This is a genomic window from Acinetobacter radioresistens DSM 6976 = NBRC 102413 = CIP 103788, from assembly GCF_006757745.1.
Classification (GTDB): Bacteria; Pseudomonadota; Gammaproteobacteria; order Pseudomonadales; family Moraxellaceae; genus Acinetobacter; species Acinetobacter radioresistens.
The window spans coordinates 102,552-122,189 of the sequence record NZ_AP019740.1 but is presented as its reverse complement, the minus strand read 5'-3'; the positions used below and the strand labels follow the sequence as shown (position 1 = coordinate 122,189).

General features: G+C 39.1%; 14 protein-coding genes and 1 pseudogene. 3 read left to right on the top strand and 12 right to left on the bottom strand.

Features of this window, described 5'->3' with window-relative positions; genetic code table 11:
- Nucleotides 1-128: 128 nt before the first annotated feature.
- The 6 genes from ACRAD_RS00555 to ACRAD_RS00525 form a co-directional block, all read right to left on the bottom strand.
- Complete coding sequence (locus ACRAD_RS00555; RefSeq protein WP_005023685.1) at nt 129-887, bottom strand: hypothetical protein; 759 nt, start codon at nt 885-887, stop codon at nt 129-131.
- Nucleotides 888-1,721: 834 nt separating this feature from the next.
- Nucleotides 1,722-2,423: a hypothetical protein gene (locus tag ACRAD_RS00545; protein ID WP_005023686.1), complete on the bottom strand. Its 702-nt coding sequence runs from the start codon at nt 2,421-2,423 to the stop codon at nt 1,722-1,724.
- 13 nt (nt 2,424-2,436) lie between these two features.
- Complete coding sequence (locus tag ACRAD_RS00540; protein WP_005023688.1) at nt 2,437-4,482, bottom strand: peptidoglycan DD-metalloendopeptidase family protein; 2,046 nt, start codon at nt 4,480-4,482, stop codon at nt 2,437-2,439.
- A gap of 10 nt (nt 4,483-4,492) precedes the next feature.
- The gene (locus ACRAD_RS00535; RefSeq protein ID WP_005023690.1) at nt 4,493-7,810 is read right to left on the bottom strand and encodes a type VI secretion system Vgr family protein; all 3,318 of its coding nucleotides are present in this window, start codon (nt 7,808-7,810) and stop codon (nt 4,493-4,495) included.
- Between the two features lie 140 nt (nt 7,811-7,950).
- Nucleotides 7,951-9,645, bottom strand: a complete 1,695-nt coding sequence (locus tag ACRAD_RS00530) for an NAD-dependent malic enzyme (protein WP_005023691.1) — start codon at nt 9,643-9,645, stop codon at nt 7,951-7,953.
- Nucleotides 9,646-10,490: 845 nt separating this feature from the next.
- Nucleotides 10,491-10,778, bottom strand: a complete 288-nt coding sequence (locus ACRAD_RS00525; protein ID WP_005017339.1) for a DUF2798 domain-containing protein — start codon at nt 10,776-10,778, stop codon at nt 10,491-10,493.
- Nucleotides 10,779-10,970: 192 nt separating this feature from the next.
- Between ACRAD_RS00525 and argS the strand changes: the two genes are divergently transcribed.
- Both argS and ACRAD_RS00515 read left to right on the top strand, forming a co-directional pair.
- Nucleotides 10,971-12,761 (top strand): arginine--tRNA ligase, encoded by a 1,791-nt coding sequence (gene argS, locus ACRAD_RS00520; protein WP_005023692.1) that lies wholly within the window; start codon nt 10,971-10,973, stop codon nt 12,759-12,761.
- Nucleotides 12,762-12,782: 21 nt separating this feature from the next.
- Entirely contained in the window at nt 12,783-13,406 is a 624-nt protein-coding gene (locus ACRAD_RS00515; protein WP_005023694.1) for an SPOR domain-containing protein, read from the top strand.
- Between the two features lie 69 nt (nt 13,407-13,475).
- Here the strand turns inward: ACRAD_RS00515 and ACRAD_RS00510 are convergent, their stop codons facing one another.
- The 3 genes and pseudogenes from ACRAD_RS00510 to guaA all read right to left on the bottom strand — a co-directional run bounded on the left by ACRAD_RS00510 (nt 13,476) and on the right by guaA (nt 16,932).
- The gene (locus ACRAD_RS00510) at nt 13,476-14,129 is read right to left on the bottom strand and encodes a glutathione S-transferase (protein WP_005023696.1); all 654 of its coding nucleotides are present in this window, start codon (nt 14,127-14,129) and stop codon (nt 13,476-13,478) included.
- A gap of 99 nt (nt 14,130-14,228) precedes the next feature.
- Nucleotides 14,229-15,110, bottom strand: a pseudogene (locus ACRAD_RS00505) (pirin family protein); the annotation flags it as partial.
- Between the two features lie 253 nt (nt 15,111-15,363).
- Nucleotides 15,364-16,932, bottom strand: coding sequence for a glutamine-hydrolyzing GMP synthase (guaA, locus tag ACRAD_RS00500; RefSeq protein WP_005017353.1), 1,569 nt, complete (start codon nt 16,930-16,932; stop codon nt 15,364-15,366).
- Between the two features lie 308 nt (nt 16,933-17,240).
- Between guaA and ACRAD_RS00495 the strand changes: the two genes are divergently transcribed.
- The gene (locus ACRAD_RS00495) at nt 17,241-17,891 is read left to right on the top strand and encodes a DedA family protein (RefSeq protein ID WP_005023700.1); all 651 of its coding nucleotides are present in this window, start codon (nt 17,241-17,243) and stop codon (nt 17,889-17,891) included.
- Nucleotides 17,892-18,286: 395 nt separating this feature from the next.
- On the opposite strand, the gene ACRAD_RS00490 is transcribed toward ACRAD_RS00495, so the two are convergent.
- The 3 genes from ACRAD_RS00490 to ACRAD_RS00480 form a co-directional block, all read right to left on the bottom strand.
- Complete coding sequence (locus ACRAD_RS00490; protein WP_005023701.1) at nt 18,287-18,679, bottom strand: hypothetical protein; 393 nt, start codon at nt 18,677-18,679, stop codon at nt 18,287-18,289.
- A 201-nt stretch (nt 18,680-18,880) separates the two neighbouring features.
- Nucleotides 18,881-19,270 (bottom strand): SirB2 family protein, encoded by a 390-nt coding sequence (locus ACRAD_RS00485; RefSeq protein ID WP_005017360.1) that lies wholly within the window; start codon nt 19,268-19,270, stop codon nt 18,881-18,883.
- An 18-nt stretch (nt 19,271-19,288) separates the two neighbouring features.
- The gene (locus tag ACRAD_RS00480; RefSeq protein ID WP_005017362.1) at nt 19,289-19,597 is read right to left on the bottom strand and encodes a BolA family protein; all 309 of its coding nucleotides are present in this window, start codon (nt 19,595-19,597) and stop codon (nt 19,289-19,291) included.
- Between the last annotated feature and the right edge of the window lie 41 nt (nt 19,598-19,638).

Sequence of the window (19,638 nt, the reverse complement as noted above, 5' to 3'; positions counted from 1 at the left end):
GATCCTTTATACATGAGGTTTTTTTTAAAACTAAACCTTCAAACCCAAATTCTTTTGATATTATAAAATAACATTCCAGCAACTTTTCAGATTCAAGCTTTTAAAATATTATCTATATATAAAATAAATTACTTAACAAATCTACCCTCTTCATTTAATCTCAGCTTGTGATTTTGGCCAGATTCTTTATAAAAAACTTCATAGTTTTGGTTAATTAAAATATTTTTAGAAACATCCAATGTAATACTCTTAACTAAGCCAAACTTATTAACCGTCATAAGATTTATTTCTGGGCTTTCATTTTCACTTATAGAAGGCGAAGCAATTAATAACACACCATTATTTGTTTCTGGAAAAATAACTGAATCACCATAACTTGGATTAATAAAATTATAAACCTTAATAAGATTAGTACTATTAATTAAATTTATTTGACTACAACTATTTTTTTCTTCTAATAAAATACAGTTAATATGATTATTAGAATTATAAGGAAGTGGTGTTATATAAAAACCATCATTATTTTTCAAATTTTTCGGTCTTTCAATATTTTTCTTTGAGTGACTTAAATTACCTAATCTGCTTTTATATTCTTGATTATAACAAGATTCACGAGCTACAGCAGGACCTTCACCTAAACCATAATTTAAGTGACCTTCACACTTATTAGAAACTTCTTTCTCCCATTTTTTTACATCTTTTTCTCTATTATTCCCTTTATTAATCAATTCATTTTTTAGAAATTCATTATTTTTTAAAATACAGTTTAGATTTTGATTTATATTATCAGATTGACACTTGTTTTCTGAAGCATTTATACATAAAGATGTTAAACCACTTAGACTTACTAAATATAAAATATATATATCTTTTTTGAAAAAAATCATATTAAATTCCTTTAAAAATCAAATACAAATATTATATTCGAACTTATTCAGATTTTTATTTAAAAATTTAGCCACTAATTAGGATAACCTTTGGTATCTCAGCTTGAGAATAAATTATATAATAATCTTGAGCATTCTCTTTAGATAATTCACAAATTAGTACTATCAAACCAATAGAAAATTTTATTTAAAATTTTCTATTGACTCATATTAATCATTTATAGATTTTTATTCTATTAAAAATATATACCCTAATTTTGATAAGGTATACTAATCTAATTTTAAGTTAATCTTATTTTAAATTTTTCCTTAATAATTTTCCTTTCTTATCCTTATAGACTCTATGCTATCAATTGAGTAATAACCACCTATTTTTCTATTTCTATTTTTTACTTAAGGTTATCAGGTAAAATTCTGATTTAACCTCTTAATTTATATATATATTTCTTAGCTATAGAATATACCATATTATTATTCTTCGATATAAATCTAGAATTTTCTAAATTAGGATATTTCACCTTGCTATTATCCACCCTGAACAGGAAATTCTTCTAAAATTTTCATTTTTGATAAGAATAGTCTTGTATATTACTTGTTTTTCTGTATTTTTTTCAGATTTTTCTACGTGCTCAATAAAAATCTGAGAATATAGGTTGTTTAATCACCCTAATATTTTTTTTATTTTGTAAATATATTTTGCTATAGCTGTATTACTTGAGCATCCTAAAATTTATACAAGTATAATTAAGTTAGTAGATAAATTTTCATTATTACTAACTTTATTGCAATTTATGAATACAGAGCCTAGCTGTTAAATAATCTCTAAAGGTTAAATTATTTAATTTGCTTTTCAGCTGCTAAAATACCTGTAGTTTCGCAACCTATAGTTGACGAAATACATTTTAGATTAACATTTAGAGTAATCTTAAATGGGGAAGTTTTTCCATCTTTATAATTTTTAACATTTGCAAAATAGGTATATTGTCTTTTCTTAGCATCATATGTTACCTGATCACCCATGAGTAGATCTGTTTTCTCATTACCATCTTCACTGTCAGAGAGTATTACTGGTATTTCGGTAAAATTATTATCTTTTATATTATATAAAAAAGCAGAGACTTTATTTCTTTTAAAAGGAACTCTAACATAGTTAATAGTACTTAACTCTCTAATTCTAAAAGCTAAAATAGCTTTATCATGATACAGTAAAGATAAGTCAACATTAGACTCCAAAGGCACTGCTGTCCTTAAAATATTATATATATTTTTACCATTTAATATTTGGATACCATATTTTTTTAACGTATAGTTAATATTTTTTTTTGTCTTATTAATATCACCAAAATCTCTCAACATAATCTTCAAAGTAGGATTAATGGCAGAATATTTATTATATGTTCCTATATACTCTACAGGTGAGTTAACTTGAGTGGCATCTTGTAAATAGTCGTCCCAAAGGGAGTTTTCTTTGGCATTGCAAATATTAAAAGAAACACCATAAGCAATTATCATTGCTAGTAATTTTATAGATTTCATAATAACCTCAAAATCAAAATGGTAAATTTGCATTTATAAACGGTATAGGATCAATCCTCCCATCCAATCCAATTCCTAATACAGGAGCACTCCTAGCTTCAAAATGAAGGTGAGCGCCATTAGGAATTGTTGTCATTCCCTTTGCATTGCCTGTTGCACCAGTCTTCCCTATTATATCTCCAGTCTCTACTACAGGATCTTCTAAATTCACATTAATATCTGACAAATGTGCGTAAAAGAAGTAGATATATTGTTTTTTTGCAAGCTTGCTTTGAGCATATTTTTTTTGTTTTTCAGCTAGATCATTGAGGTCAACTTTTAAGACAATAACTTTACCATATGCACCACCAGAATCTTGAGCAACAACAATTACTCCACCACATACAGCGTATATTTGTGTGCCGGGATTAGCCTGTAAATCAACACCCTGATGATTCTTGGTTCCATTATTTCTCACTTTACCAAAGGTAGCTCCTTTAGCATTTGCTAATCCTGCTATTCTTAATTTACATTTTAGTAAAGGATCATGCCATCCCTCATCCCCGCCAACAGTCTTTCCATCGTTTTTAACTTGAGATTTATTGCTTTCACTCTCTGGTACTGATTGTTGAGTATTAGTAGTTTTTGAAGTTACTTTTTGATCTTTAGGAATAGGTGCTGGTATTGACTGTCCATTTAATAGCTTAATAGTTTCTTCCATGCTTAAGTTTATTTTAGAGGTCTTACTCATATCAACAACATAATTATAAATGTCAATATGCCCGTCAATATAATTTCTTAGCCACGCTCCATAAGCCGCTTTTGCATCTCCTTTATACCTTTTTAAGAATTCTTCAGCCTGTTTAGCACCATTTTTACCAAATTGAATAAACAATAGTTTCTTAGCCCGCTCGGGGCTTAGAGTATTTAAGACGAAATTTTTTCCTCCTGAAGCTCCCTCATGGTGTAATAAGTAAGCAAATTTTGCCATTGAACTTGGCTCAGTTAAATTCTGATAAGGAAGACCAGAAGATTTAAAATTACTAACAGCATACGCAGCAGCAGCATCAATTGCCATTTCTGCATTAAACCTCAAATTTAATTTTTGCTCTTTAGTTAATTTTGGATTATTTTTTACATATTGCCCAACTAACGAACTGCTATCATTGCACATAGCGAGCCATGTGCCATCTAAGAATTGAGTTAACCCTGCAGCAGAACTAGAATTCGCTTTACTATTAATATTCCACTCCCCTGTTCTTTTTATTTTTGCCGCTTCAGCATCAATAACAGCTGCTAATGAATGTGCGGTAAAACCATGTCGCTTAGCAGCGCTCACAATATAAGCTCTATATTTATTATTAACTGGCTTTAGTAAAAAATTATCTTCTGTAAATTGTGTAGCAATTATGTGTGTACTATTACCAGCATCAGTTCGTTTCTGCTCCTGTCTTTCTTCAGGTAATTGATTTCTTTGTTTAGATGGTACTCTTTGGAGCTGATGAGGATTTTTTGTACTCGATAGACTTTCAAACGTTGAAGAGACTCCATCGACTATAGGCTTTCCCACCCTTTTTAAATTATTTTTAATTTCAGATATAGTCTCGTTAAGTAAGCCTTCTTTTACATAATGTGATCCTTCAACTTTAATTTTTCTTGAAGTTAATTTTAAGACTTTTCGCCCCAAAGGAAGCATTTTATGGTCAGCAATTAAATCAAAGCTGCCATTTATATTTTTGAAGAATACTTTTAGCCCTTTAGAATGGTCTTCTATTCCTATATCATCAAAAATACCATTAATCGTATTTTTTACTACCCTTTTTCCATCAAATTCTAGTTGAATTGTAGCCTTTAATATTGGTTTAAAAGAAAGATCCATTAAGACTATTTTTAATTGGGTTTCAAATTTATGGCTAATACCAGAGTCTTCTTTTAAATGAATTTTTTGTCCTACTTTTAAGCTATGAATCATTCTGCCTGATAATGAGTTAATTCTCGCAAGCTCTTTTACTGTAATATGATGTTTTTTTGAGATTCCCCAAAGAGTATCACCAGATTTAACTATATAAACTTTTGACATATAGAATTACCTATTGTTCTAAATCTTTTTTTTCAGCTTGTAAACCATGTTCACCAATTTCAAATTCATCGTCATTTTCTTCTTCGTATTTATCCTCATCGTCAAAGATACTTGACCATTCATCAAAACCAATCAATGCTTCGTATCGTTTTGATTCTTCTTGCACTGATAAGTTGCTTTTCCCTATTGAATCCGTTACCCCTTCCCAAATAATTTCTTTCTTATCTGGTTCATACATCTGTATTTTTGCATTTCCTATCCCCGTACCTGCTAAACTTGAAAATAAGAAATCAACAGCATATAGCCCTATTTTTGGTAATTCAGGTACCTCATATGAAACTTTAGCTCCACCAGTAAATAAATGCTGCCCAGCCTTACTCTCAAACTTACCGCCTGTGGTTGAAAACACACCGTTGGCATTGATCTTCAGCTGAGAGCCACCTGCTGTCAGGACAATCTCTTTAGGACTGGTGATTTCAATCTTTTCCTCAGTAGAAATCAGTTTAATGACCTTCTTGGCAATCGCCTCAATCGCATCGTCTTGTGCTTGTAGCTCGAGCTTCCCTTTTGCTGCATAAGCGCGGAGCCCATTTTGTGCAGCAAACAGGCTGATTTTGTCCTGTGCATGTCCAATAATATTCTTCTGCGCACTCAGGTTAATTGAACCACTGGCACTCTCGGCAATATCCTGAGAGGCCTGCAAAACAATATTTTCAGGTGTCGTTAAAGCAATACCATTTGGTGAAGCTAATAACATCAATGCCTGTCTAAAAATTTTGCCCTGCTCTTGCTGTTTAGTGTCGGGACTACTTTCTAAACCTTGGGTATAGCCTTCCATAAAGCCTTGTAACGAACTCAATGCTTTAGAAGGAGTGATTTGCAGCTTGCTACCTTTACTAAAGGTTCCACATACGCTCATTAGGTCAAAGTCTTTCATATCTACATTTGCCAAGACTTTTCCCACTTCTTTAATACTTTCAAATGGGTTCTGCTGAATCTGGTCTTTAATACTGGCAAGCTTGCCTTTTACAATATCAGCACCATGCTCCTCAACATTTTCAATAAACTCTTTTAAGTTCTCCACTGCATCTTTAGCATCAGTAAAAAATGTATTGAATTCATCTATAACCCCTTTTACATCACCGCCTAAAGAACCTATTTCTTCAATAAACCCGCCACAATCTTTTAGTGCATGGATTGGATCATTGTTCATGCTTTCTTTAAATAAGTTGAGTGTACTGTTTAACGCCTGCCCTGTAGTTTTTAGTTCAAGTGACTGGATAAGTTTTGGTAAGCGGTTAATCACATTTAATGCATCAGTCTGCTGTTTGGTAGCAATTTCGCTTAGCATCTTCATGCTTTCATAGCCTTCCGACAGTAAAGACTGGGCTTGTGTAGCTTCCAGATGGTCAGCTATGGCTTGTTCCTGTGGATAGGTACTGATTAGCATTCCTTTACCAGCACGTAATGCTCCCCAAGCATCGGTTCTAAGTTCAAAACCTTCACCTCGGCTATTGCTAACCGCTTTGTCTTTAGGATGACTAAGATTTCCCAAATTCAGTTGTGTCGCTGCATGGCTACTTTGTAGCTGGGTACTAATCTGACCCGTGGTATCGTCAAATCGTAGTTGGTTAAAACCACTACCATTAACTTCCTGACTACGAATACCACTAAGTTTTTTGGTATCAGGTAGTTGCCCCTTAATATCGAAACGGGTCGGATAACGCTCTGCCTCATGAATACGCCCTATAATAAATGGGCGATCTACATTGCCGTCAAAAAAATCGATCACCACCAATTCACCAATGCGAGGTAAAAAGCGGGCCCCATATCCCTCTCCCGCCCATGGTGTGAGTACATCTACCCAGGCTGAGTCAGTATCATTATTATTACTGCCGGCTCCTCCATCATGGCTATGGTCATCTACCCTAGTAAACAGAAACCGGACTTTAATACGGCCCCACTGGTCTACATGAATACTTTCGCCTTCTGGCCCGACGACACGAGCACGTTGTGGATAGGCAGGTGGACGATGGACCAGCGGCTGGTATTCAGGAACAACTTTTACCTGACGGCGTATCAGGACCAGTTCATTGGCCTGTCGCTCATCGTTTGAAGATAACCAGTCTTTAATACTGATCAAGAGGTCAATCTGGCTTTGTATATCTTTAGGTAAATTGTTCTGGTTATAAAAGGTTTTTTCATAAATCAGGAACTGTTTGTCAGCTCCAGTATGCTGGTCAATTTCAGGATGCCCATTTAACTCAAACCAGTAACCGATCTGTGCATCCCGTACACTACTGCTTGCCTTAAAATATTTAGCCTGACTATCTTGGTACTGGTTAAAGATAGAATTCAGCTTCTCTACCTGTGCTGAACCTGAAACGGTTGACTGGTCTGCACCATTCAGGTCACCAATCCATGCTGGACTGGTTGACCAGGCCTGTTCAAGACTCAGACTTTCATTGGTATATTGTTCGCTGTGCTGATGTGTACTTAGTACCGAACCGTTCCCTTCATCCTGACTTAAACTATCTGCCTGCCAGCGTTGTACATGGGTAGCCGTTGACTGAAGATTACGGTAGGCCGTCAGATTGGTGATACTGTCAAAACGCTCAGTCGCATGACTACGATGAAAATTTATCAGGCCACGTTTAAGCGCTGTATAATGCACGTTGTCATCAATCAAACGTAATTTCTGTGGCTGAATTTCCTGTAACGGGTGTGCAACCAGATAGCTTTGCTCATCGACCAGCCAGTTAATGCCCTCGCTACGCCACAAACGGGTTATAAACTCATAATCAGTCTCGTTGGCCTGCATTACAAAAGGGCGTACGTCATAGTTTTGGGACAGACCACTTAAATCCAGACTCAAACTAGCTGTAAATAATGGACTTTTGGCTTGCCATTCCTTGAATAGAATTTCACTGATTTCAGGCACACTCTTATTCATAAACACCCGACTGTTGCGACGTTTATGCCAGAGAACAGTGCCATCTTCCAAGACAAGTTTATAAACGCTGAGCGCTCCATCACTTTGACCTTGACTGGCTTGGGTAATGATGCCCGAATTGCGGCTGAGTTGCCCGGTATCAGTCACTTGGTCAACTGCTACCTGACAACCAATAAATTGCTTTAACGGAAGATGTGCATTGGTTGAGAGGCAAATTAATTCTATCTTTAAACCATGATTGATACGATGCTGCCCATCAATACGTTGCAGAAAAACCTGCTGATTAAGTTCAGGAAGAGAAAACTGGACATGCAGGGCCCGTTTTAATGCGCCTAGCCCCATCTGCTCAAAAAGAGAATAAATATTCTTCAGCATGGTTGCCTTCTTTTTAATTATTGATGTTATAAATTGGGCGCATTTTAATGCAAGATCGTTGTAATCGTCCAGCTTTGGGGTTAAAGTCTTTTTTATTGAATAATAAAAAAGGAGCCAAAGCTCCTTGAATTTACTTAAAGTTAAAAAGGAATTCGTTTATAGCGACGATATTCTGGTTTCCAGAAGTTCTCTTCAATACACTTCTGTAAGAGCTCATCATTAATGAGAGGAGCAACTTCAGCTTCCATAGCTGCTTTCGCAACTTTAAAAGCAATGATTTTAGAGACCTTTTGAATCTCATCAATACTCGGCAATAAGTCTGCCTCTGGATCAATTAACATAGGTGAACAATCTGCCAAGGCATTACTCGAAGCCATAAGCATGCTATCTGTAATCCGGGTGGCGCCACAGGCAATTACACCTAAACCAATACCTGGAAAAATATATGAGTTATTACACTGGGAAATCTCATAAATTTTGCCATGATAATTGACCGGTGCAAACGGGCTACCGGTTGCAATTAAAGCTTTCCCCTCCGTCCACTGGATAATATCGGCGGGTACAGCCTCAACCTGAGAAGTCGGATTAGAAAGTGGCATTACAATTGGACGTTCACAATGCGCATGCATAGTTTTAATAATTTCTTCAGTAAATAGTCCGGGCTGCCCAGATACTCCAATCAATACACTTGGCTGAGCATTTCTGACTACATCCAGTAGAGAGATAACTTCACCCATATCAGCCCAGTCGGCAATGACATCTGCACGCTGCGCCAGTTTACGCTGGAAATCCCGCAGGTTTGGCTGGTTTTCAGTAATCAGGCCAAAACGGTCGACCATATAAACACGTGCTCGTGCTTCGATATCAGTTAAACCTTCCGCAACCATTTGTGCCACAATCTGCTCAGCAATACCGCAACCGGCTGAGCCTGCACCCAGGAATGCCACAACCTGATCTTTAAGCTGCTTGCCAGCAGCACGGCTGGCTGCTATCAGGCTTCCTACCGATACTGCTGCAGTTCCTTGAATATCGTCATTAAAACAGCAGATTTTGTTGCGATAAGTCTGCAATATTGGCATTGCATTATTCTGGGCAAAATCTTCAAACTGAATTAAGGCTTTTGGCCAGCGGCGTTTAATGGCATTAATCACCTGATCAATAAAAGCATAATACTCATCACCAGTAATACGTGGCTGTCGCCATCCCATATAAATCGGGTCATTTAAGAGTTGCTGGTTATTGGTTCCCACATCAATGGTAATAGGCAAGGTATAAGCCGGGCTGATTCCGCCACATGCGGTATATAAAGAGAGCTTGCCAATAGGAATCCCCATTCCGCCAATACCCTGATCTCCTAAGCCCAGAATACGTTCGCCATCTGTAATAACGATAACTTTTACATTCTTTTTGCTGACATTCTGCAAGATGTCATCAATATGTTCACGGTCCGGATAAGAAATAAAAATTCCTCGGTGTCGACGATATATGTCAGAAAAACGCTGACAGGCCTCACCCACTGTCGGTGTATAAATTATCGGCATCATCTCACTTAGATGATTCTCGATCAGGTGGTAAAACAAGGTTTCATTAGTGTCTTGGATATTTCGTAAATAAATATGCTTATTGATTGCATCATTAAAAGAAGAGTACTGTTGATAGGAGCGCTGGCTCTGCTCTTCGATACTTTCAATAATATGCGGAATTAAACCGTGCAGATTAAATGTACTGCGTTCTTCTTCGGTAAAGGCAGAACCTTTGTTTAATAGCGGGAGTTCTAATAGGGTGTAGCCAGCATAAGGAATATATAATGGATGCTTGCTTTGCTCTGTGGTCATTTATCTCATACCTATAGACTTGGTCCAGATTGACTAAAATGTAAGGATCTGTCCAGTCTTCAACTTTCATTCACTTGATTTAACCCTTAGCTTAAGCGTTTTTTATATAAAATGGGTATTTCGAACAGTGATACTGATATTGAGAGTATTTACATAGAGAATAAGAAAGTTGTCGAAGACTGGATCTGGTTTTATATTGTCCTGAACAGGATTCTGATGAAACTTTATTTTGTTATACTTCTGTGCTATTTAACTCTCTGAAAATAATAGTGACTAATAATAAAGCTCTACTTTTTGATTTTATTGATGATTAGTGTTTTTCTGGCTGCAGATGGCAACTATTGAGCCATTTCAAAAATAAGGGAAGATTTAAGCTCTGTTTTGATATAAAAGAATTATTAAATTTTGCCCCAAAGGCATAAGAGATATTCATAAAATTACTCTCAATCCATTGGGGCAGCTCAGTGACACATTCTGAAGAATCCAGCAGGTTTATATAAAAAAGAGAAAGTTTAAATTCTTCAAAACAAACCTGAGCAAAATTATATTTTATCTTTTGAGTTCAATGGTCAGATAGCTTATCAAAAGCTGGTTTTCTATTTGTATGAGCAGCAGTGAATAAGTCTAGACTAATAAACTAGAGACTAGACAGATCCGGCTCTTCTCTTACCCGACAATAAAAACTGCCAATCCCTTTGCGCTTTATCATCTTCCAGAAGCGGAATATGTTCAAACAAAAGTCCAAAATAATAAAAATTAATAAAGTCTACTATTCCCGCAACCTTTATACCTTTCATCTTAACCACGCTGAACTGCTAGAAAAACCACTGACCGCACGGAATTAATTAACGCTGAGGTGGAGATGGCGGGGTCATATCAACTAACAGGCCGGCTATACGGCGTACCAGTGGCAATAGGATCAGTACCGCTGGAAATGCAGCCAGCCAAGATAACATCCAGGCACTAAACCAGAGATGAAAGAAATTTTCGACCCAACCTAAACTGCGTAAAAGATTAATCATGGAAATTATTCCACTCATCAGACAGGATAAAATAAGAGGTATTATCCAGGCAGCGCATGCTGCCGGTAGCTTCGGGATACTGCCGATAATGGTCGCACGCGTTTGGTTCATGGCATAACTCTAGGTTTTTAATATAAATTTATAAAATATTTTCCAGATTTCTTGAGGAAAATAAGCAGCATTATAGCATTTCCTGTAATGAAACGGCCAAAGCGCTTTTAATCCCTGTAAATGCACTCCCCCAAGCTGCTGGAAATTTGTTATATTTGCTCTCTTTCCGCGATACTTATTTTTCGACTGATTATGAATACGGCAATACAAGCAGCTCTTGATCATGCAGTACAATCCCTTCAGAACCAAGGGGTACTCCCCACTGAGTGGACCAACAGCAGTAGCCTGACCCGAACCAAAGACCGCAGTCATGGCGATTTCGCATCTAATATTGCCATGATCGGGGCAAAAGCTGCTGGTATGAAGCCGCGTGATCTGGCTGAAAAAATTCTGGCAAACCTGCCTGAAGTGGCTGACATTAGCAAAGCTGAAATTGCTGGTCCGGGCTTTATCAATTTCTTTTTAAATGCTGACCAGCGCTTTGCGGTACTCGACCAGATTCAGGCTCAAAAAGACCAATATGGTCGCACGCAGGTTAATGCTGCGAAAAAAATTCAGGTTGAGTTTGTCTCTGCCAATCCGACATCTAGCCTGCATGTAGGTCATGGCCGTGGTGCTGCTTATGGCATGACCGTCGCCACTTTGCTTGAGGCGACAGGTGCAAAGGTTGATCGTGAATATTACGTCAATGATGCAGGCCGTCAAATGGATATTCTGGCGACCTCTACTTACCTGCGTTATCTTGAACTGTTAGGACAAGATTTAGTTTTTCCTAAAAATGCCTACCAAGGTGACTATGTCAAGGAAATCGCACAGGGCATTATCGACCTGAAAGGTAAAACTTATGTACACCCTGTCGCTGATGTCTATAAAGATGTTCCGGAAGATGTTCAATATGCTGCTGAGCCAGACAGTGAAGGTAATAAAGTCGTTCTCTCTGGTGATAAAGAAAAGCATATTGATGGCCTGATTTTTAATGCCCAGCACTTACTGGGTGAAGGTTATCGAGTGTTTCACCAGGCAGCGCTTAAAGCCATTCTAGATGATATTAAAGATGATCTGGGCGAGTTCGGTGTAACGTTTAATGAATGGTTTAGTGAAGCTTCGCTCACTGAAAAAATTGATGAAGCCCTACAAACCTTGGATCAACGCGGCTTTTTATATGAAAAAGATGGCAACATCTGGTTTAAATCAACCGAATTTGGTGATGAAAAAGACCGTGTGGTAAAACGCCGTAATGGCCAGACCACTTATTTTGCCTCGGATATTGCCTATCATCTCAATAAACTGCAACGCGGTTATACCGACCTGATTGATATCTGGGGTTCAGATCACCATGGTTATATCTCGCGGGTAAAAGCTGCAATTGAGGCAATGGGTTATGACTCAAAGAAACTGACTGTTTTACTGGTACAGTTTGTGAGTTTATGGCGTAGTGGTGAAATGGTTCAGATGTCTTCGCGTTCCGGACAGTTTGTAACCTTGCGTGACCTGCGTAAAGAAGTTGGCAATGACGCAGCACGTTTTTATTATGTAATGCGTAAATCTGAACAGCATATTGACTTTGACCTTGACCTCGCAGTCTCGCAAAGTAAAGATAATGCCGTATATTATATCCAGTATGCGCATGCACGTATCTGCCGTATGCTAGAAAAAGCCGCGAGTAATGGTATTGTTTTGAATGTCTCTACAGCACGTAGCCATGCACCGCGCCTGGAACTTGATGCAGAAACTGAACTGCTGGCCAAGCTGGCAGCTTACCCGGATATTGTGATTCGTGCAGCCAATGTTTATGAACCGCATCAGGTCGGTAACTACCTGAAGGAATTGGCAGCGCTTTTCCACGGTTGGTATAATGAACATAAAGTACTTGGTGATGATGCTGAACTGACTCAGGCCCGTCTACTACTTTCTGTAAATGTTCAGCAAGTACTTCGTAATGGCCTGGAACTGCTCGGTGTGTCTGCACCGACTACCATGTAAAATAACAAGAGAGGTTTCCACGTGTTTGGAAAAACGCAACGCGGTGTATCTGAACGGTCAACCAAGCCAAAGCAGCCCCTGATTCCGAAATGGTTGGGGACGCTGGTCGCTATATTGGCTGTACTCTGCCTGGCAGTTATATTGATGCTCTGGAAACCGTGGGAACCGGTTAAACCGAAAAACCAGATTACCTCCGAGCACTACCAGGAAGAAACCAACAAGGATTACCGTTTCTATGACTTGCTGCCACAACAGCAGGTTACACCGATCCCTGAACAGGCTATTCCTGAGACCACTAAAGATACTGCACCTGTAGTGATCGTAGAAGCACCTGAACCAGTACAACCTGCCACACCGGCAGATGCAGCACCGGCAGATGGTAGCCTGGATGTGACTGAAGCGCCTGCACCACGTCAGCCATCGTTTATTTTACAGGTACGCAGTTTTCCAGATCCTGACAGTGCTGATGCACGCCGTGCTGAAATTATCCTGAATGGTCTTTCTGCTGATGTCATCAAAACCACTGAAAATAGCCAAACCTGGTATCGGGTCATTTCTGGGCCGTATGACTCACAGGAAGCTGCTGTCATTGCACAGCAGACTTTACAGCATAGTGGTATTGATTCAATTGTGGTAAAACGTTAGACCTGAAAAAATAGAAAAGGATGCAGCCGCATCCTTTTATTATTTATACCTGATAAATAATAAATACAGTTATACTTGAGCCTGTTCCGGGTCCCGTGCCTTAGCCTGCTGATAAGCGGGACGTATATGAATTCGGGCTAAATATTTCTGTATATTGGGATAATGCCCTTGTAGACGTGTTGCCATCGCTTCAAGCGGAAAACTCATCTGAATATCGGCAAAACTGAATTGGCCCGCGACATACTCATGCTGGCCCAGATACTGCTCTAGAAAAGCAATATGATCTTTCAAGCGTGGCTGAACAAATCCGGCCCGGATACCATCCGTGATCTTATTGGCAAGCGGACGGATCAGAAAAGGGACCCGCTCTCCTACTTTTGAAATCACCAGTTGAAACACCAGTAAAGGCATCAGTGAACCTTCGGCATAATGCATCCAGTAAATATAATCACGTAGAGCAGCAGGATCGGTTGGCTTAAAATGTGATTCTTGATCATACTGGCTTTGCAGGTATTCCAAGATTGCACCAGACTCAGCCAGTACATGACCTTCATCTGTTAAGATAGGGGCTTTACCCAATGGATGAATGGCCTTTAAACTATCTGGGCCGGTATAATCTGGCTGACGGCGATAAAATTCAATCTGATAATCTAGACCTAACTCTTCTAGAGCCCAAAGAATACGGAACGAACGGGATTGTTCCAGATGGTGTAGAGTTAGCATGGTTTTATTCCTGAGTTTATTGTGTTTATAAAAATTAAGTTATCAAAACAACAGCAGTTAGCCTATTATTTTATATACTATTACCAGTCATTAGGGGACTTATTTGGCAGGACGCATTTGTCCGGGAACAGGAGGCGCTTCAAGTCGCGGTCCAGCATGACCCTCAACGTTTCCAAAACGGTGATCATGTTTCTCCCATTGCTCACGCGCCTGTCTTATTTCTTCAGAAGTTCGTGCAACCAGATTCCACCACAGGACTATTGGCGTTTCAAATGGTGCGCCGCCTATCAATAAAAGACGGGCATCTTTATTTAATTCAAGTTCAATCTCTTCCAGACCAGGATGCAATACCAGCATATTTTGATTATGTAATTCATGGCCGTTCACTTGTGCACTGCCTTCCAGAACAAGAAAACCATATTCAAATTGTGGATTTAAAGCAAAAACCTGCCGACTATCTTCTCTAGCTTTTAAATCAACACCGAGCAATGGACTATAAACCTGTACCGGAGAAGACTGTCCTAAAAATTCACCGACCAGTACAGTACATTGTAGCTGATCCTTTTCCACAACTGGCAACTGAGAATAATGTTCAAATTTAGGTAACATGTTGCGCTGCTCATCAGGTAAGGCAATCCAGAGCTGAGCAGCATGCATTCTGGTCTCTGACTCAGGAGAAACTTCGGTATGGGTAATTCCATATCCTGCTGTCATCAGATTGACCTGTCCCGGCTCAATGAGCTGTTCAGAGCCGACACTATCCCGGTGCATTACCGTTCCTTCAATCATCCAGGTAAAAGTTTGCAGTCCGATATGAGGATGCGGCCCCACCTTCATGCCCTGCCCCGGTTTAAATGTGGCTGGTCCCGCATGATCCAAGAAACACCACGCACCAATCATACGTTTATAACGGCTGGGCAGGGCCCGCTGAATTACAGTGCCCTGTCCAATTTCAGCGGTACGGGTAGGTATTTCCTGTAATTGAGTTGCATGCGGCAGTATATGCTCTGCTGGCTCTATAGTTCCGGTCCCTGATTGATTCATCTTTATACTCTTATCATGTTTTATATAAAATCTGCTTGATCTGATTCGGTTATAACGTAAATTTTCTGCATAAAAAAGGACGCTTTCGCGTCCTTTTTTATAAGGGATATTTTAAGCCAGCTAACTAGAGCATTTTAAAACTGATTCATAGAAAACCCTAATAAAATACTTCAACCTGTAAATAGCCTGTTTATTCCCATTCAATCGTAGCAGGTGGTTTAGATGACACATCATATACCACACGTGATACATCTTTAATTTCATTCATGATACGGGTAGATATACGGTCTACCAGGTCATAAGGCAAATGAGCGAAACGTGCTGTCATAAAGTCAACTGTCTCCACAGCACGCAGTGCAATCACCCATGCATAACGACGGCCATCCCCCACTACACCCACAGATTTGACAGGCTGGAATACAGCAAATGCTTGGGCAGTCTTGTCATACCAGCCACTGGCACGTAATTCCTGCATGAAAATATCATCAGCAAGACGCAGAATATCAGCATATTCCTTTTTCACTTCACCCAGAATACGCACACCAAGGCCCGGGCCCGGGAATGGATGACGATAGATCATGCTATGTGGCAAGCCTAAGGTCGTACCCAGTTTACGTACTTCATCCTTAAACAGGTCACGTAACGGTTCAACTAGTTCAAAAGCCAGGTCATCTGGTAAACCGCCTACATTATGATGCGATTTAATCACATGGGCCTTGCCCTGTTTGCTGGCAGCAGATTCAATCACATCTGGATAAATCGTACCTTGTGCCAGGAATTTTACACCGTCGAGCTTACGAGCTTCTTCAGCAAAAACTTCAATAAACTCGCGGCCGATAATTTTACGTTTTTTCTCTGGATCAACTTCGCCTGCCAATGCGCCAAGGAAGCGCTCTTCAGCAGCAGCACGGATTACACGGATTCCCATATTCTGCGCAAACATCTGCATAACCTGATCGCCTTCATTCAGACGTAAAAGGCCATTGTCGACAAATACGCAAGTTAGCTGGTCTCCAATCGCTTTATGCAACAATGCTGCTACAACAGATGAATCTACGCCACCTGAAAGTCCCAGCAATACTTTTTCATTACCAATCTGTTCACGTAACTGTTCTACACGTAAATCAATAATATGTTCTGGAGTCCATAGGCCACGACAGCCACAGATCTGATGTACAAAATTGGAAAGTAACTCTGCACCTTTAGAGGTATGTGTTACTTCTGGATGAAACTGGATGCCATAGAAGCGGCGTTCTTCATCAGAAACCATAGCAATTGGACAGCTTGGCGTACTGGCAGTCACACTAAAACCGGCTGGTAGCTGACTCACTTTGTCACCATGACTCATCCAGACATGCAGCTGGTTTTCACGGTCTTGTAGCTGTCCGATCAGACCATCGCGAATCAGGATATCTACTTCGGCATAACCGAATTCATGCACCACACCAGGCTCTACCTTGCCACCCAGCTGTTCGCACATGGTTTGTAGACCATAGCAGATTCCCAGTACCGGCACCCCTAGCTCAAAAACCAGTTGTGGTGCACGCGGACTACCTTCTACGTGGACACTTTCAGGACCACCAGACAGAATAATTCCGTTCGGGTTAAAAGCACGAATGTCTTCTTCAGACATGTCATAAGCATACATTTCAGAATATACGCCTGCTTCACGAACACGGCGTGCAATGAGCTGGCTATATTGAGAACCGAAATCCAGAATCAGAATACGGTCTTCAGTAATTTGGGTATTGGTAGTCATGACAAACAACTATGAAAGGCAATCGAAGTAAGCGCGCTATTCTAGCATTTTTTGATGTATTAAGCACATTATTCAGACATATCAATTTTTTAAAATTTTTTGATGATGGGCTTTTTTCATAGCGGAAAAAACAGAAAATAGTCCTTAATCTGTTTTTCAAGGATTGATAATGAATGACTCTTCTCTTTCCTCAAGAGTTTATTGATATTTTTGAACTCCCTATATAAATGTATTTTTTTATATTTTGCTGCTGACTTTCAGCATAGGCACTGCTAGGATTTGGTCACCCCGTATGCTTGTTTTTTCCCATGGAACTCCTCGATTTTATCTTACACGTTGACCAGCATTTACTCGAATTTGTCCGCGATTATGGCATATGGATTTATGCAATTTTATTCCTGATTATTTTTGTCGAAACAGGTCTGGTCGTCATGCCCTTCCTACCCGGAGATAGCCTATTATTTGCAGCCGGTGCAATTGCTGCTTCTACCGGCATGATGGATCCATGGGTGCTGGGTATCTTGTTATTTATTGCTGCTGTACTGGGCGATACACTTAATTATCATATTGGTCGGTTGGTGGGCCCCAAAGTCTTTGAAATCAACTCACGTTTTATCAATAAAGAACATCTGTTTAAAACCCAGCGTTTCTTTGAGCGGCATGGCGGTAAAACTGTAATCTTTGCGCGTTTTATTCCTTTTGCCCGGACTTTTGCACCCTTTGTAGCAGGGGCCGGTAGCATGAACTATAAATATTTTCTAAGTTATAATATTGTTGGGGCCTTTTGCTGGGTTGGATCTTTTATTGCACTAGGTTATCTGTTCGGTAACATGCCTATTGTTAAAGATAATTTTACCCATCTGATTTTCGGTATTATTATTTTAAGTATTCTGCCTGGTATTATTGGTTTTATCCGGCAAAAAATTATAAATAAACGAACAGTGGCTGAAAAAAGTTAAGTGCTATTACAACTTTTCTATCATCATTTATACCGTATAAATATAGCCGATTTTTTAAAATGATCGGCTATATTAGTTTCAAGAACACATCTGCTTTAATTCAGAAAGTTAACATTAACAAGGTATTCAAAAAAAATTATAACGGCTCTATAGTATAATATCCGCCATACATCTTTAGAAGATAGACAACTCTATAACAAGAACCTGAGCTGGATAAATATATCTAAATTATGACCGATCATAATATTGAGGATCTATCGCTTTCTGCTTCAAAATAGCGAGACCCTAAATTTGATATATAGCCGATAATTTATAACAGCCATAGAGGCACAGTCAGTTATAACCTTTTTCTCCAATACCCATACTCAAAAGTAGAGTTATATAAATATTTTAGCTTAAGTGGTAGCACGTTTAACCAGCCGGATCGGACAGTTTTTAAACTGGGCAGCTTGTGCAATAGCTTCTTGTTCACCCAAAAGACGCGCGGTTTCAGTCCGCTTTGTATTTGAGGACTGCCCCATATTTACCGAAACAGATGGCCCGATTCCCCAGCCGCCACGGCTGCCCCAACCACCTCCAATTCCTACACCTAAACCTACACCTGTACGTGTAGCAGGTGTTACGCCCTGATCGAGATATTGTTGAATACGGTTATATTCACTCTGCAATTGCTGGCAGTTTAATGCCTGATATTGAGTGGGAGAAACATAGCTGGGTTTTACAGGGGTTGCACAGGCACTTAATAACAAAGCCGATACAGCAGCCACAGATAAATAGATTCTTTTCATTGAGAATTCCGGACGCAAAGCTTGTCTCTTTATTAAACAATCTGTCTACCAACCAGGTCAAATCATATTCAGTAAGAAATTCGTGATGAGATGGGATGGCATATATACGTGCTGATTTAATTACAAAGAAAAGCTCTGAAATGAACTCCTTTAACCAGTCTATAAATTAACCACACCGCTACTCAAGCTGTATATGGCGTGCTAAAAGTTTGGCTTAATGGTCACGAGTAAAATAATGGCAATAAAAGCAAATAAACCAATGGCCAAACCGGCTCGACGCTGTACTAATAACATAGAATCATCCTTGCGAAAAGCCTTCATGAGCGAAGAAAACAGAACGATAAACAGAATAATCTTGGCATAAAACCAAGGCTGTACCATAAACTGATTCATCACTAATAAAATAATACCTGTTAAAATGATCAGGCTAAAGGATAAGTGCTGTAGTGCGACCAGTATCTTACGTCCGATGGGGTTTGGCTGGTTGCCCTGTGTTCCGATAAATAGGGTCAGGCCACGCAGCACAAAAACAATCAGAGCTAGTGTGGCACTGCTCATATGTATAATTTTTAAGAATAGATGAGTATCCATGTATAATTCATACTCTTGTTAAACTTTAGGTGCATGGGCGCATTCAGGACTTGCAGGTGCAATTCCCGGCCATTCAGTCGGTAAATAAGCATGAATAGCCAAGGCATGGATATTGCCAGGACTCATCAAATCTGCTGTCAGAGCATAAATTTTCTGATGACGCTGTACCAATCGCAGGCCAATAAAAGACTCACTGACAATAATAACTTTAAAGTGTGTTTCTTTACCCGGGAAATAACCGCCATGACTTGAAGATTCATTAACTACCTCAAGATGAGTAGGTGACAAAGTCTGTAATCGTTCAATCAGTTGCTGTTCTAGGCTCATAACTAGTCCTCTGAGTGATTATTGGAGTGGAATTGAAGTAT

Excerpts from the sequence above, each read along its gene's own strand:
- ACRAD_RS00510 (WP_005023696.1), bottom strand. The coding sequence starts at position 14,129 with ATGCTAACTCTACACCATCTGGAACAATCCCGTTCGTTCCGTATTCTT.
- ACRAD_RS00555 (WP_005023685.1), bottom strand. The coding sequence starts at position 887 with ATGATTTTTTTCAAAAAAGATATATATATTTTATATTTAGTAAGTCTA.
- ACRAD_RS00490 (WP_005023701.1), bottom strand. The coding sequence starts at position 18,679 with ATGAAAAGAATCTATTTATCTGTGGCTGCTGTATCGGCTTTGTTATTA.
- ACRAD_RS00525 (WP_005017339.1), bottom strand. The coding sequence starts at position 10,778 with ATGAACCAAACGCGTGCGACCATTATCGGCAGTATCCCGAAGCTACCG.
- argS (WP_005023692.1), top strand. The coding sequence starts at position 10,971 with ATGAATACGGCAATACAAGCAGCTCTTGATCATGCAGTACAATCCCTT.
- ACRAD_RS00530 (WP_005023691.1), bottom strand. The coding sequence starts at position 9,645 with ATGACCACAGAGCAAAGCAAGCATCCATTATATATTCCTTATGCTGGC.
- ACRAD_RS00480 (WP_005017362.1), bottom strand. The coding sequence starts at position 19,597 with ATGAGCCTAGAACAGCAACTGATTGAACGATTACAGACTTTGTCACCT.
- ACRAD_RS00485 (WP_005017360.1), bottom strand. The coding sequence starts at position 19,270 with ATGGATACTCATCTATTCTTAAAAATTATACATATGAGCAGTGCCACA.
- ACRAD_RS00495 (WP_005023700.1), top strand. The coding sequence starts at position 17,241 with ATGGAACTCCTCGATTTTATCTTACACGTTGACCAGCATTTACTCGAA.
- ACRAD_RS00535 (WP_005023690.1), bottom strand. The coding sequence starts at position 7,810 with ATGCTGAAGAATATTTATTCTCTTTTTGAGCAGATGGGGCTAGGCGCA.
- ACRAD_RS00545 (WP_005023686.1), bottom strand. The coding sequence starts at position 2,423 with ATGAAATCTATAAAATTACTAGCAATGATAATTGCTTATGGTGTTTCT.
- guaA (WP_005017353.1), bottom strand. The coding sequence starts at position 16,932 with ATGACTACCAATACCCAAATTACTGAAGACCGTATTCTGATTCTGGAT.
- ACRAD_RS00540 (WP_005023688.1), bottom strand. The coding sequence starts at position 4,482 with ATGTCAAAAGTTTATATAGTTAAATCTGGTGATACTCTTTGGGGAATC.